Origin of the sequence: Eilatimonas milleporae, from assembly GCF_003688555.1 — a bacterium.
Taxonomy (GTDB): Bacteria; Pseudomonadota; Alphaproteobacteria; order Sphingomonadales; family Kordiimonadaceae; genus Eilatimonas; species Eilatimonas milleporae.
This window is the reverse complement of sequence record NZ_REFR01000014.1, coordinates 213,169-226,665: the sequence shown is the minus strand read 5'-3', so window position 1 is coordinate 226,665 and position 13,497 is coordinate 213,169. Positions and strand designations below refer to the sequence as shown.

At 60.7% G+C, this 13,497-nt stretch carries 10 protein-coding genes; 7 read left to right on the top strand and 3 right to left on the bottom strand.

Annotation, left to right across the window (positions count from 1 at the left end):
* The first annotated feature begins 48 nt into the window (after positions 1-48).
* From infB to BXY39_RS15655, 7 genes are all read left to right on the top strand, one after another.
* Positions 49-2,649: a translation initiation factor IF-2 gene (gene infB / locus BXY39_RS15685; RefSeq protein WP_211332288.1), complete on the top strand. Its 2,601-nt coding sequence runs from the start codon at positions 49-51 to the stop codon at positions 2,647-2,649.
* 56 nt (positions 2,650-2,705) lie between these two features.
* Complete coding sequence (gene rbfA, locus BXY39_RS15680; RefSeq protein ID WP_121939830.1) at positions 2,706-3,155, top strand: 30S ribosome-binding factor RbfA; 450 nt, start codon at positions 2,706-2,708, stop codon at positions 3,153-3,155.
* 4 nt (positions 3,156-3,159) lie between these two features.
* Positions 3,160-4,059 carry a tRNA pseudouridine(55) synthase TruB gene (gene truB, locus BXY39_RS15675; RefSeq protein ID WP_121939829.1) on the top strand — a complete coding sequence of 300 codons (900 nt, stop codon included), beginning with the start codon at positions 3,160-3,162 and terminating at the stop codon, positions 4,057-4,059.
* A gap of 18 nt (positions 4,060-4,077) precedes the next feature.
* Complete coding sequence (gene rpsO, locus BXY39_RS15670; RefSeq protein WP_121939828.1) at positions 4,078-4,347, top strand: 30S ribosomal protein S15; 270 nt, start codon at positions 4,078-4,080, stop codon at positions 4,345-4,347.
* A gap of 227 nt (positions 4,348-4,574) precedes the next feature.
* Positions 4,575-6,740 (top strand): polyribonucleotide nucleotidyltransferase, encoded by a 2,166-nt coding sequence (gene pnp, locus BXY39_RS15665; RefSeq protein WP_121939827.1) that lies wholly within the window; start codon positions 4,575-4,577, stop codon positions 6,738-6,740.
* Between the two features lie 121 nt (positions 6,741-6,861).
* Entirely contained in the window at positions 6,862-8,256 is a 1,395-nt protein-coding gene (locus BXY39_RS15660) for an NAD(P)H-dependent flavin oxidoreductase (RefSeq protein WP_121939826.1), read from the top strand.
* Between the two features lie 79 nt (positions 8,257-8,335).
* Positions 8,336-8,857 carry a cupin domain-containing protein gene (locus tag BXY39_RS15655; protein ID WP_121939825.1) on the top strand — a complete coding sequence of 174 codons (522 nt, stop codon included), beginning with the start codon at positions 8,336-8,338 and terminating at the stop codon, positions 8,855-8,857.
* 27 nt (positions 8,858-8,884) lie between these two features.
* Here BXY39_RS15655 and BXY39_RS15650 read toward each other — a convergent pair whose 3' ends face one another.
* The 3 genes from BXY39_RS15650 to BXY39_RS15640 all read right to left on the bottom strand — a co-directional run bounded on the left by BXY39_RS15650 (position 8,885) and on the right by BXY39_RS15640 (position 13,488).
* The gene (locus BXY39_RS15650) at positions 8,885-9,841 is read right to left on the bottom strand and encodes a bifunctional helix-turn-helix transcriptional regulator/GNAT family N-acetyltransferase (protein WP_170163885.1); all 957 of its coding nucleotides are present in this window, start codon (positions 9,839-9,841) and stop codon (positions 8,885-8,887) included.
* 150 nt (positions 9,842-9,991) lie between these two features.
* Positions 9,992-12,751 carry a calcium-binding protein gene (locus BXY39_RS19780; RefSeq protein ID WP_121939823.1) on the bottom strand — a complete coding sequence of 920 codons (2,760 nt, stop codon included), beginning with the start codon at positions 12,749-12,751 and terminating at the stop codon, positions 9,992-9,994.
* A 203-nt stretch (positions 12,752-12,954) separates the two neighbouring features.
* Positions 12,955-13,488: an SH3 domain-containing protein gene (locus BXY39_RS15640; protein WP_121939822.1), complete on the bottom strand. Its 534-nt coding sequence runs from the start codon at positions 13,486-13,488 to the stop codon at positions 12,955-12,957.
* Positions 13,489-13,497: the final 9 nt, after the last annotated feature.

The window sequence follows — 13,497 nt, the reverse complement described above, 5'->3', positions numbered from 1 at the left end:
GAACTTTAAAAGCATGTGCGGCAAGCTGCACAAAGGAATGAAGTAAGTATGAGCGACGATAAGAAACTGACGCTGTCCAGCCGGGCCACCCTGGGTGTAGGAAAAGGGGTGGAAAAGGGCCAGGTGCGCCAGAATTTCTCTCATGGCCGCAGCAAAGCCGTGGTGGTTGAGCGCAAAAAGAAGCGTCTGGTCAAAAAGGGCGAGGAAAGTCCGGCAGCCCCCGCGCCCCAGCAGTCGTCCGCTCCCAAACCGTTTGTGCCGAAACGCCCTGCCGGCGAAGCTTTGGGCAGCCTGACCAATGCCGAAATGGAAACCCGGGCGAAGGCGCTGGAAGAAGCCCAGCGCCGTGCCGAGGAAGATGCTCGGCGCCGTGAGGTTGAAGAGGAAGAGCGCAAGAAGCGCGCCGCCGCCGAGCAAGCCGCGCGGGATGCCGAGGAAACGGCCCGCCAGCAGGCCGAGGTGGATGCCAAGCGTAAGGCGGAAGAGGTCGCGGCGAAAAAGGCCGAGGTGGAGGCCGAGCGCAAGGCCGAGGAAGTCCGCGCCACCCGTGAGAAAGCCGAGGAAGATGCCCGCAAGAAAAGCGAGCTTGAGGCCCGCGCCGTACAGATGCGCAAGGCAAGCGAAGCCCGCAAGGCGGCTGAGACCACCAGTGACGATGCCGCGCGCGCACGCGCGAAACCCAAACGCGGTAAAGAGCGCAAAGGCGATCAGGCGCAGGATCAGCGGGGCCGTGGACGCGGCGGGGCCGACCGCCGCCGTGGAGGCCGCCTGACCATATCCCGGGCGCTGGAGGGCGAGGATGCGCGGCAGCGTTCGGTTGCCGCATTCCGGCGTGCCCAGGCGAAGAAACGTCAGGCCGCGGGCGGTGCCAACCAGCCGTCACAGCGTCAGGCGCGTGAAGTGACGATTCCTGAGGCCATCACGGTTCAGGAACTGGCGAACCGGATGGCCGAGAAATCGACGGCGGTCATCAAAACACTGATGAAACTGGGCGTCATGGCGACGATCAACGAAACGCTGGATCAGGACACCGCCGAGTTGGTCGTCAGCGAGTTTGGCCATACGCCGAAACGGGTTTCGGAATCGGATGTGGAAATCGGTTTCTTCGGTGGGGAGGACCGTCAAGAGGATCTGGCGGCCCGTGCACCGATTGTCACGGTGATGGGGCATGTTGACCACGGCAAGACATCGCTTCTGGACAAATTGCGCGAAGCCAATGTGGTCGCGGGCGAGGCCGGCGGTATTACACAGCATATCGGTGCCTATCAGGTCAGTGTCGGCGACGGTGCCAGGATCACTTTCCTGGACACGCCGGGCCACGCCGCCTTTACCCAGATGCGTGCCCGTGGCGCCAGTGTGACCGATATCGTCGTGCTTGTGGTCGCTGCCGATGACGGCGTCATGCCGCAGACGATTGAAGCCATCAATCATGCCAAGGCCGCCGAAGTGCCGATTATCGTTGCTATCAACAAGATGGACAAGGAAGGGGCCAACCCGGACCGTGTCCGCCAGGAATTGTTGCAGCATGAAGTGGTGGTCGAAACATATTCCGGCGATGTTCAGGAGGTTGAGGTCTCTGCCCTGAAAGGGACCGGTATGGATTCGCTGAAAGAGGCCATTCATCTTCAGGCCGAACTGCTGGAACTGGTGGCCAACCCGGACCGGACTGCCGAAGGTGTCGTGGTCGAGGCCAAGCTTGACAAAGGCCGCGGACCGGTTGCGACGGTTCTGGTTCAGCGCGGAACCTTGAGCGTGGGTGACATTCTTGTGGCCGGGCCCGAATGGGGCAAGGTGCGGGCCCTCGTCAATGATCGCGGCGAGCAGGTCAAGACAGCGGGGCCTAGCGTTCCGGTCGAGGTTCTCGGTCTGAACGGTGTACCCGGCGCCGGCGATGATTTCGCCGTCGTTGACAGTGAGGCGCGCGCCCGCGAGATCACCGAATACCGTCAGGGCCAGATGCAGAAACGCCGCCAGGCGGCAGGAGCGCAGCCGAAAACGCTGGAAAATCTCTTCTCCAAGATCAAGGAGAAGGATGTTCACATGTTCGACGTGGTGCTCAAGGGAGATGTGCAGGGCTCTGTCGAGGCGATCACCCAGGCGCTTGAAAATGCCGGTAACGAGGACATCAGCTGCCGTGTCATCCACGGTGCCGTTGGCGGTATTACCGAAAGTGACATCACTCTGGCCGAAGCCTCCGAGGCGCTGGTCATCGGTTTCAACGTCCGGCCCAACAAGCAGGCCCGGGAGGCGGCCGAGCAGCAGGGTATCACGATCAAATATTATTCCGTCATTTATGATCTGATCGATGAAGTGAAGGCCGCAATGGCCGGTCAGCTTGGCCCGGAATATGTGGAAGACGTGATCGGACGCGCCGAAATCCGCGAGGTCTTCAGCGCCGGCAAGGCCGGCAAGGCTGCCGGGTGTTTCGTTGTCGACGGTACCCTGAAGCGCGACCGCAAGGCCCGTATTCTGCGCGACGACGTCATTGTCTACAATGGGCAGATCGCCAATCTGCGCCGGTTCAAGGACGATGTGAACGAAGTCAAGTCCGGCCAGGAATGCGGCATGGCCTTTGAAAACTTCACGGATTTCAAGGCCGGCGATGTCGTCGAGGTGTATGAACTGCATGAAGTCGAGCGGACGCTTTAAAAGCGCTGTCCGTGGCGGCCCCGTGCGGTCGGTCCAAATAAGCGGAGTGAAAGACCATGTCACCAGCCCGTTCCGGTGAGGGAACCGGCCGTGGGGGTGGGCACCGTCTGCTGCGTGTCGGCGAGAACCTGCGGCATGCCCTGTCGGATATTCTGGCCCGTGGCCAGGTGCGTGACCCTGACTTGCAGGGGGTGTCCGTCACCGTATCCGAAGTCGATGTCAGTCCTGACCTGCGCCATGCCAGCGTCTTTGTGATGCCGTTGGGCGGTGACCCGGAAGGGCGTGTCCTCAAAGCGCTGAATGCCAACAGCGGATTTTTTCGCGGACAATTGTCGTCCAAGGTGCGGATGAAATATCTGCCCAGACTTCTGTTCAAGCTGGATGAGAGTTTTCAGCAGGCCACCAGTATCGAGGCCCTGTTGAAAACACCCCGTGTCAGCCGAGATTTGGACGCCGGTGGCGGCGATGAGGGCGATGACGGCGAAGACGGGCTGTCGCAGGACTGAAACCGTGGGACGCCGTAAAAAGGGAAACAAGGTCGACGGCTGGTTCGTGCTGGACAAGGCTGTCGGCCAGTCAAGCGCCCAGGCCGTGGCGATGGTGCGAAAGGCGTTCAATGCCCAGAAAGCGGGGCATGCCGGCACCCTTGACCCGCTCGCAAGCGGCATTCTCCCGATTGCCCTCGGAGAGGCGACCAAAACCGTGCCGTATCTGATGGATGCGGATAAAACCTATCTGTTCGATATCCTCTGGGGTACCGAGACCGACACACTGGATGCGGAGGGTACGCCGACGCATACAGGCGGTGCAACGCCGGCCCGCGATGCCGTCGAGGCCGTTCTTTCCGGGTTTACCGGCGTTGTCCAACAGGTGCCGCCCGCGTTCAGTGCGTTGAAGGTCGACGGCAAACGGGCCTATGCCCTTGCAAGGGCCGGGGAAAGTCCGGATCTGGCCGCCCGGCCTGTCCGGATAGATACAGTGTCGCTGATCGATCATGACGCAAATGCGGGCCGCAGCAGGTTTCAGGTCGCCTGTGGCAAAGGCACCTATGTCCGTGCACTGGCGCGGGATATTGCCGCCGGCCTCGGCACATTCGGTCATGTCGGCTTTCTGCGCCGCACCGGGGTGGGGCCCTTTACCGAACAGGGCGCGATTTCGCTGGAAAAACTGACATCGTTCGGCCATAGTGCGCGCGCTGCGGAGACAGTGAAGCCTGTCACGACCGCGCTGGACGACATCCCGGCGCTGGCCGTGACAGCTGAAGAGGCCGACCGACTGAAACACGGTCAACGCCTGCCTTTCCCCACAGCCGAAACGGGTGCCGTTCTTGTGACATCAGGTGGATCCCCTGTTGCGATCGCCGAGATGGATGCAGGAGTGTTGCGCCCTGTTCGTGTGTTCAATCTTTAAATAAAGTGGAGATACCCGATGTCGATTACCGCTGAACGCAAACAGACATTGATTACGGAATACGCGACCAAGGAAGGCGACACGGGATCGCCGGAAGTGCAGGTCGCCATTCTGTCGGAACGCATTTCAAACCTGACCGGGCATTTCAAGGACCACAAAAAGGATAATCATTCCCGCCGTGGCCTTTTGAAGCTGGTCAATCAACGCCGCCGGCTTCTGGACTATCTGAAGTCCAATGACGAGGCGCGCTACCAGTCGCTGATCAGCCGGCTGGGCCTTCGTAAATAAGGCTGAGTATCCGAAGGCCGGTTCATACAGGAACCGGCCTTCGTTTTTGACCCTGTCGTGCGGATATGCCGGCGCCGGGGTCCGCTGATCGACCGGTCCCTTGCCGAAAAGGAAATGGCGAGGTGTCATTTCGGGGACCAAAGCGGGGCATGGGCCAAAGGGGCCTATGCCGGGGACGGGCGCGGCAGGGTAGATTCAAGCCGGCCGGTCCCGCGAAAGGTTAGGATATGTTTGATATACAAACTGAAGAGATTGAGTGGGGTGGCCGCACTCTGAAACTGGAAACGGGCCATATTGCAAGACAGGCTGACGGTGCGGTTATGGCATCCTACGGGGATACCACCGTGCTGTGCACCGTTGTGGGTGCGCGTTCGGTCAAGCCGGGGCAGGATTTTTTCCCGCTGACCGTCAACTATATGGAAAAATATTATGCGGCCGGGAAAATTCCCGGCGGCTTCTTCAAGCGCGAAGGGCGTCCGTCCGAAAAGGAGACGCTGGTCAGCCGTTTGATCGACCGGCCGATCCGGCCGCTGTTCCCGGACGGCTTCAAGAATGAAGTGCAGGTGATCTGTACCGTCCTGTCCCATGATCTGGAAAATGACTCCGACATTGTCGCCATGGTCGGCGCCAGTGCCGCGCTGACACTGTCGGGTATACCTTTCCTGGGGCCGATCGGCGGTGCCAAGGTCGGCTACAAGGACGGGGATTATATCCTCAACCCGACCCATGAGCAGCTTCAGGACAGTGATCTGGAACTGGTGGTGGCGGGGACGACCGATGCCGTCCTCATGGTGGAATCGCAGGCCAAGGAGCTGTCCGAGGACGTCATGCTGGGCGCGGTTTCCTTCGGTCACGACGCCCAGAAACCGGTGATCGATGCCATCATCCGTCTGGCTGAAAAAGCCGCCAAGGAACCCTGGGACCTGGCGGAAGGGCCGGACCTTTCCGCCGTGAAAGCCCGTGTGGCCGAACTGGCGGAAGCCGATTTGCGCGCTGCTTACGGTGAAACGGTCAAGCAGGAACGCCAAACCAAGATCGCCGCGGTGAAAGAGGCTGTTTTCGAAGCGTTGAAAGAGACGCTGGAAGAGGGCGGCGGCATCACCCCGATGATGGTCGGCGATCTCCTCAAGAAACTGGAAAGCCGGATTGTCCGTGGCAATATCCTTGAGACCGGCACGCGTATCGATGGCCGCACCCTTGATCAGGTGCGCCCCATCGTCTCGGAAGTGGGCGTGCTGCCGCGGTCTCACGGGTCGTCGCTGTTCACGCGCGGTGAAACCCAGGCCCTGGTGGTCGCCACCCTCGGTACGGGCGAGGATGAACAGATCATCGACGCGCTTGAGGGCAGCTACCGGTCCGGCTTTATGCTGCACTACAATTTCCCGCCCTATTCGGTCGGTGAGTGCGGCCGCGTCGGCTTTACCGGCCGGCGTGAGGTCGGTCACGGGAAACTGGCATGGCGTGCCGTACAGGCGGTTCTGCCCGCCCAGGAGGATTTCCCCTACACCATTCGCCTGGTGTCCGAGATTACCGAGTCGAACGGGTCGTCCTCCATGGCGACGGTGTGTGGGGCGTCCCTGTCCATGATGGATGCGGGCGTGCCGATCAAGCGTCCCGTGTCGGGCATTGCCATGGGTCTGATCAAGGAAGGCGACGACTTCGCCGTCCTGTCCGACATCCTCGGCGATGAGGATCATCTGGGCGATATGGACTTCAAGGTGGCGGGCACGGCCGAAGGCGTCACGTCCCTGCAGATGGACATCAAGATCACCGGTATCACCAAGGACATCATGGCAAAGGCCCTTGACCAGGCCTCCGCCGGCCGCGCCCATATCCTTCAGGAAATGAGCAAGGCGATGACGGGCGCGCGGGAAGAGCTGTCGGCCCATGCGCCGCGGATCGAGACCATGTCGATCCCGGTTGATAAAATCCGCGAGGTCATCGGGTCCGGCGGCAAGGTGATCCGTGAGATCGTCGAGACCACGGGCGCCAAGGTGGACATTCAGGACGACGGTACGATCAAGATCGCCTCCGCCGACCTGGCCCAGATCGAAGCCGCGAAAAACTGGATTACCGGTATCGTGGCAGAACCCGAAGTGGGAACCATTTATCGCGGCAAAGTGGTCCGGATCATGGATTTTGGCGCTTTCGTCAATTTCATGGGGTCGCGCGACGGGCTTGTCCATATCTCGGAACTGGTCGAGGAGCGGGTCGAGCAGGTCACCGACGTGGTGAAGGAAGGCGACGAAGTCTATGTCAAATGCCTTGAGATTGACGACCGTGGCAAGGTACGCTTGTCCATGCGGGTTGTGAATCAGGAAACGGGCGAGGAAGATCCCGACGCCCGTCCGCCCAAGGCATCGCCGCCGAAAAAACCGCGCGGCCGTGGCTAGGCGGTAAGCTGCAACACGCAAAACGGTGCAGAGGGGGAGGACCTTTGCACCGTTTTGCGTCTGTATGTTTTGTTTTTAATATTGAGCCGTTACACTGCGCCCCTGGGGCAAGGAGAGGTGCATGAGTTTCAATCTGAATGCCATACGTCTGGGCGGCAAGGATGTTTTGCCGCTGATCGAAGGCGGCAAGGGAATTTCCGTATCGTCCGGCGCCAGTTCCGGGCCGTGGGCGGCCGGTGGCGGTATCGGCACGGTATCGGCTGTCAATGCCGACAGCTATGATGCACACGGCAATGTGGTGCCGCAGGTTTATCATGGGCGGACCCGGCGCGACCGCCACGAGGAACTTGTGGATTACGGCATCGAGGGCTCGGTCGATCAGGTTCGCAAGGCGTGGGAACTGTCCCAGGGCGAAGGCCTCATCAACATCAATGTTCTGTGGGAAATGGGCGGGGCACAGCGTGTTCTGCACGGCGTGCTGGAGCGTACCAAGGAACTGGTGCACGGCGTGACGTGCGGTGCCGGCATGCCTTACAAGCTGGCGGAGATCGCCGCCAAATACAATGTCCACTATTATCCCATCGTCTCCAGCGCGCGCGCCTTCAATGCATTGTGGCGGCGGGCTTACAAGAATGTCTCCGAGCTGCTGGGCGCCGTGGTCTATGAGGATCCGTGGCGCGCCGGTGGGCACAACGGCCTTTCCAATGCGGAAAACCCGGAAGAGCCGGGCGATCCTTTTCCCAGGGTTCTGGAACTGCGGCAGGTGATGCGCAAGCTGGGTCTGGGCGAGACGCCCATCGTCATGGCCGGCGGTGTCTGGAATCTCAAGGAATGGAAAGATTGGATCGACAACAAGGAGTTGGGGCCGATTGTCTTCCAGTTCGGCACCAGGCCGCTGCTGACCCGGGAAAGCCCGATTTCCGATTCCTGGAAGCAGAAGCTGTTGAGCCTGAAACCCGGCGATGTCCTGCTGCAACGGTTTTCGCCGACGGGGTTTTTCTCCAGCGCCCTTAAAAACAGTTTTCTTTGGGACCTGATTGAGCGTGAAAAGCGCCAGATCGCCTTCCGCTCCAAGCCCGACGAAACGTTTAACCAGGAACTGCTGTCGGGCAGAAAGCGCTTTTATGTGCGCGCCGAGGATCGTCCCAGGGCCGAAAAATGGATGGCGGAGGGGCATGGCATCGCCCTGAAAACGCCGGACGACAGTCTTGTCTTCGTGACACCTGAAAAGGCGGATGAAATCCGCAAGGACCAGAAGGATTGCATGGGGTGTCTCAGCCAGTGCAAATTCTCGAGCTGGGCCGACACGGATAACAACAGCACCGGCCGTGCCGCCGATCCGCGTAGTTTCTGTATCCAGAAAACCCTTCAGGATGTGGCGCATGGCGGCAGTGTGGACAACAATCTGGTCTTTGCCGGTCACAATGCCTTCCGGTTTGCCAATGATCCGTTTTATTCGAACGGGTTCATTCCGTCGGTGAAACAACTGATCGACCGCATCAAGGAAGGCGACTGACCGCTTTGTTCAGCCGGTTTCGGGGGCGTTCGTCCGGTTGACGTGGGTGGCGGCAGTCTCATGAAAGGAGCCGGGCTCCATGGCTGAACCTGCCAGACGGCCGGAAGATTATATCGTTCGCACACGGGATCTGACGCCGGAAAGCGGTGTGGTTTTCCGTCACCCCCTGAATGAAAATTCCAATATTCTCATGCACATGCTGTCGGCGCATGTGGGCATGGCCCGCGTTCAGCTGTCCCTGGGGCGGGTTTCTCCGGGGCGGGAAAGCTTTGTCCCCCATGCGCACACGGTGCAGGAGGAGTTTCTGTTTATTCTGGAGGGAAGCGGCCAGATTGAGATTGACGGTGCCCGCGTCCCGGTCGGACCGGGGGACTATATCGGCTTTCCCACCGACGGTGCCGTTCATCAGCTGTATAATACGGGGACGACGGACCTCGTGTATCTCATGGGCGGGGAGCGGACCGATTTTGAGGTTTCGCAGTTCCCGACTCTGGGCAAAACCGGGGTATGGGCCAACGGGGAAATGCGGTTTTTCGACCGGAAAGAAGGAACCACCTTTGCCGTGGAGGATTTTTTCCGGCCGGAGGATGACGGACGATAGCCATACCTACCCGCCGGCCGCGACTGCTTACGCCGCCGTGGCCGACTGTGCGTCCTTCTGCCATTCCATATAGCAGTTACAGCGGGCATAGGGACTTTGCCGTGCCGGTTCCTTTTCCACCCAGTTGAAACGGTCATACAATAGCCGCGCCGCCTTCAGCTTTGTATTGGTTTCCAGATACAGTCTGCGTCCCGAACGTGCCTGAAAACGGTCGATGGCGGCCTGCATCAGTTTTGAGCCGACGCCCTTGCTCTGGACCTCCGGGTCGACGGCGAACTTGGTGAACTCGAACACACCGTCGCCGTCGTGTTTCAAGGCGGCGACGCCGATGGCTCTGCCGTCCTGGACGGCGAACAGAATTTCGCCGCCGCCAGACAGAATATACCCTTCGGGATCGTCCAGTGCTTTCAGGTCGACAGGCTCGATTTCAAAATAGGCCTCCAGCCAGCGCAGATTGAGGGTTTTGAAGGCTGCCGCATACCGCACATCATAAGGCAGAATTTCGATGGGGCTGTCAGTACCAACCTCGGCAAAGCGGGTTTTCAGATTCTTCCGGTCAAGCGCGTCCTCAAGCTCGCCGAGGGCGGCGAGCAGATCGTGCTGTCCTTCTGATAGCATGGCTTTGTTCGCGCTGTCCCATTGCCGCCATATGGGGCGCACGCGTTCCATCAGGGCGTGACCACCGGGGGTGAAGGACACCTGTTTCTGCCGTGCGTCGTCTGTCGGATTGAGGGCAAGGAAACCCATTTCGACCAGTTTTTTGACCGTTTGTGAAACGGCGGAATGGGAGAAGCCGGCGCGCTCGGCAATATCGACAATGGTGAGCGGGCCACAGCATTCCAATGCGTACAGAACATGGAAATGGCGGACCCGGATTGGCAGGCCGGCATCTTCATACAGGTGGTCGGCCTCTGCGGTCAAACGTTCCAAAAGGCGGCGCAGCCGTGTGCCGATACCAATCTCATGATAAAGCTCCGTCTTCATGGGATGCCCTTTCACAGCATTTATATAAGCATTAATATAAATGCTGTGAACCGTCAGTTCAAGCCTGTTGGGCGCGGCGTGTATCGCAACGAAAAACCCGGCCGCCGTGGCAGCCGGGTTCAGTGTCATAACCCCAAGGTGTCGGAAGGGTCAGAATGTGAACCAGTCGGCACTGGCCTGCGCCGTCACCCCCTGGAGCAGAATGTCAATATCGTCGGATGTCACCAGCAGGCCATCCGATGTCTGTGTGAAGCTCAGGCTGGCGAAATCGGTCGACAGGGCGCTGAAGTCAAGGACATCGTCGTCCGCATCGAAATCCGTGACAACGGCGTCATCCGCCGTGGCGGTGAAGACAAAGGTGTCATTACCGGCCCCACCCTGCAGGGTGTCGTCTTCGTCCGCTGTCAGCCGGTCGTTGCCGCTGCCGCCGTTCAGACTGTCATCGCCGGTGCCGCCGACAAGGGTGTCGTTGCCTGCGCCGCCGCGCAGGATATCGTCATCCCGTCCGCCGTTCAGACTGTCATCACCGGTGCCGCCCTGAATGGTGTCGTCGTCATCGCCGCCATACAGGGTGTCGTTGCCGGTGAAGCCGGTGATGAAGTCATCGCCGTCACCGCCGCGAACCACATCGTCGCCGGCGCCGCCGCCGACCCTGTCGTCACCGTCTCCGCCATCGACAAGGTCGTCTTCCTGATTGCCGCTCATGGTATCGTTGCCGGTGCCGCCGGACATTGTATCGGCCCCTCTGAAGCCGAACATGGTATCGTCATTGGCGCCGCCGTCCATGGTGTCGGAGCCAAGGCCGCCGATCAGTTCATCGTCACCGGCGCCGCCGTCCAGCAGATCGTCCCCAGGGCGGCCGAACAGCAGGTCATCGCCGTCACCGCCATAGAGCTCATCGTCCATCTGGTTGCCGTCGAGCAGATCGTCGCCACCATTGCCGATCAGCGTATCATTGCCGTTCAGCCCGCGGACATTGTCGCGGTCATCGTTGCCTTCAAAACGCTCCGGGTCGAAGCCAAGATTGTTTTGTTCCGGCAGGCCATCGAAGAAGTCGTCGTCATCATTGCCGTCGCCATCATCGTCATCGTCATCATCATCGTCAAAGATGACGGTGTTTTCGGTGAAGTCGGCAAGCGATGTGCCTTGCAGGATCAACGTGCCGTTTGCCAGTGTGACCTGGACGTTGCCGTCAACGGCACTGGCGGCCGCCTGGAAGTCGGCAAAGCTGTCCAGACCGGTATCGCCGTCATCGTCGAATTCCAACCGGTCGCCCTGGCTGACGGTGAAGTCGGTGATGACGTGATTGCCGCCGCCTTCAATCTCGAAGGTATCGGCGCCGGCGCCGCCGGTCAGCGTATCGTTGCCTTCGTCGGCTTCGAGATCGTCATCGCCGGCACCGCCGTCCAGCACGTCATCGCCTTCGTCGCCGTCCAGATCGTCGTCCCCGTCGCCGCCGCGCAGGGTATCGTTACCGCTGCCGCCGTCCAGGTCGTCTTCGTGCAGACCGCCTTCAAGCAGATCGTTGCCGGTACCGCCATAGAGATCGTCGTCACCCGCTCCGCCGGTCAGCGTATCGTTACCGCCGCCGCCGAAGATATTATCGTCTCCGTTGGTGCCGGCCAGGCTGTCGTCAGTTGAGCCGCCCGTGCTTGTATTCGGCTCGTCATTGTCGTCACTGTCATCGTCATCGCCGGAGTCATCGAAGAAAACATTGTTGGCGGTGAAGTCGTCAAGCGACGCACCTTGCAGGATCAGTGTGCCGTTGCCGCTGAGATTGACTTCGACGCCGCCGTCAACGGCTGTGGCAGCCGCCTGGAAGTCGGCAAAGCTGTCCAGGCCGGTGTCATCGTCAAATTCCAGCCGGTCGCCCTGGTCGGTGGTGAAGTCGGTGACAACATGGGTGCCGCCCTCGCCGATCTCGAAGGTATCGGCGCCGGCGCCGCCGGTCAGCGTATCGTCACCGTATTCGGCTTCCAGCTCGTCATCGCCGGCGCCGCCGTCCAATGCGTCATTGCCTTCGTCGCCGTCCAGCTCGTCATCGCCGGCACCGCCGTCCAGCACGTCATTGCCTTCGTCGCCGTCCAGTTCGTCATCGCCGTCGCCGCCGAGCAGGGTGTCATCTCCCGTGCCGCCGTCCAGTTCGTCCGCGCCGGCGAGCCCGTCCAGGCGGTCATTGCCGCTGCTGCCGTAGATTTCATCGCCGCCATCTGTCCCGGTCAGCGTGTCGTTGCCCGCCGTGCCGGTGATTTCATCTTCGTCATCATCATCATCTTCGTCATCGTCATCGGCATCATTGTCGCTGCCGCCATCGCCGTCACCGTTGCCGCTACCGTTACCGTTACCGTTGTCATCATCATCGTCGTCGTCATCGTCATCATCACTGTCATCGAACAGAACATTGTCCGCGGTGAGATCCGACAGGGCGACGCCCTGTAATGTCAGGGTGCCGCCGTCCAGTGCGACTTCGACGCCGCCGTCAACGGCTGTGGCGGCCGCCTGGAAGTCGGCAAAGCTTTCCAGTCCGGTGTCACTGTCAAATTCCAGCCGGTCGCCCTGGTCGGCGGTGAAGTCGGTGACGACATGATTGCCGCCCTCGCTGATCTCGAACGTGTCTGCGCCGGCGCCACCGGTCAGTGTATCGTTGCCTTCGTCGGCTTCGAGATCGTCATCGCCGGCGCCGCCGTCCAGCACGTCATTGCCTTCGTCGCCGTCCAGATCATCATCGCCGGCGCCGCCGAGAAGGGTGTCATTTCCCGTGCCGCCGTCCAGGTCATCCGCACCGGCGAGCCCGTCCAGACGGTCATTGCCCGCGCCGCCGTCGATATCATCGCTGCCATCTGTGCCGGTAATCGTATCGTTGCCCGCAGTGCCCGTTTCCTGGGCCGACTTCAAAAAGGTTCCGTCCATGTCCAGTAATCCCTATAAAATCACGCCGGTTCTGCCTGATCCCGTTAACCCCCGAAAGTTCCATGCGGACAGTTTTTTTAATGTGGTTATCCGCATGTCGTCCGTATGCGATAGACATAGTTCGGGACGGGGATTTGGCGAGAATTTGTCAAAAAGCGGGCACTGTACCCGGACAATGCCGGCGTGCCGTTCGCCCGGATGGTTCAATCGATGATCTCACCGTCGCGGATGCCCCACAGGAAACGCCGTTCTATCCAGCCCGATACGCCCTCGATTTCAAGCCGGCACCACAGGGGCCGGCAATCCCTGATCTGTCCGGTTACACCGCCCTCGGCCTCAATCCGGACAGGGCTGTTCCTGTCCGGTCTCGCGAAAAGATCCCGCTTTGTCCCCGTGATGATGGCCATGCGGCGACCTGACAGCAGGCTGCGGTGCATCCAGCCTTCCTCGCCGTCACGGTCGCGCAGTTTGCGCCAGGGGCCGTACTCATCCACCACCAGCAAGGGCAGTCCCGGCCGGCGATATATCCAGAGGATGGGATACTGCCGCCCCGGCCCGGTCCGCAGATTGGCCTCGCGCGCGACGACCGAGACAAAGCGGGGCAGGGGCTGACCGCTGGGGCCGGTCAGTGGCGTGGTCCGGGTCTCCGTCTGCCAGGCCGTTGCCGTGCCGCCGACCATTGCCGCCAGAAGCATCAGTGCGACCAGATTTGCGGCCCGTTTCAGCACTGCGGTCATATCCTTCCC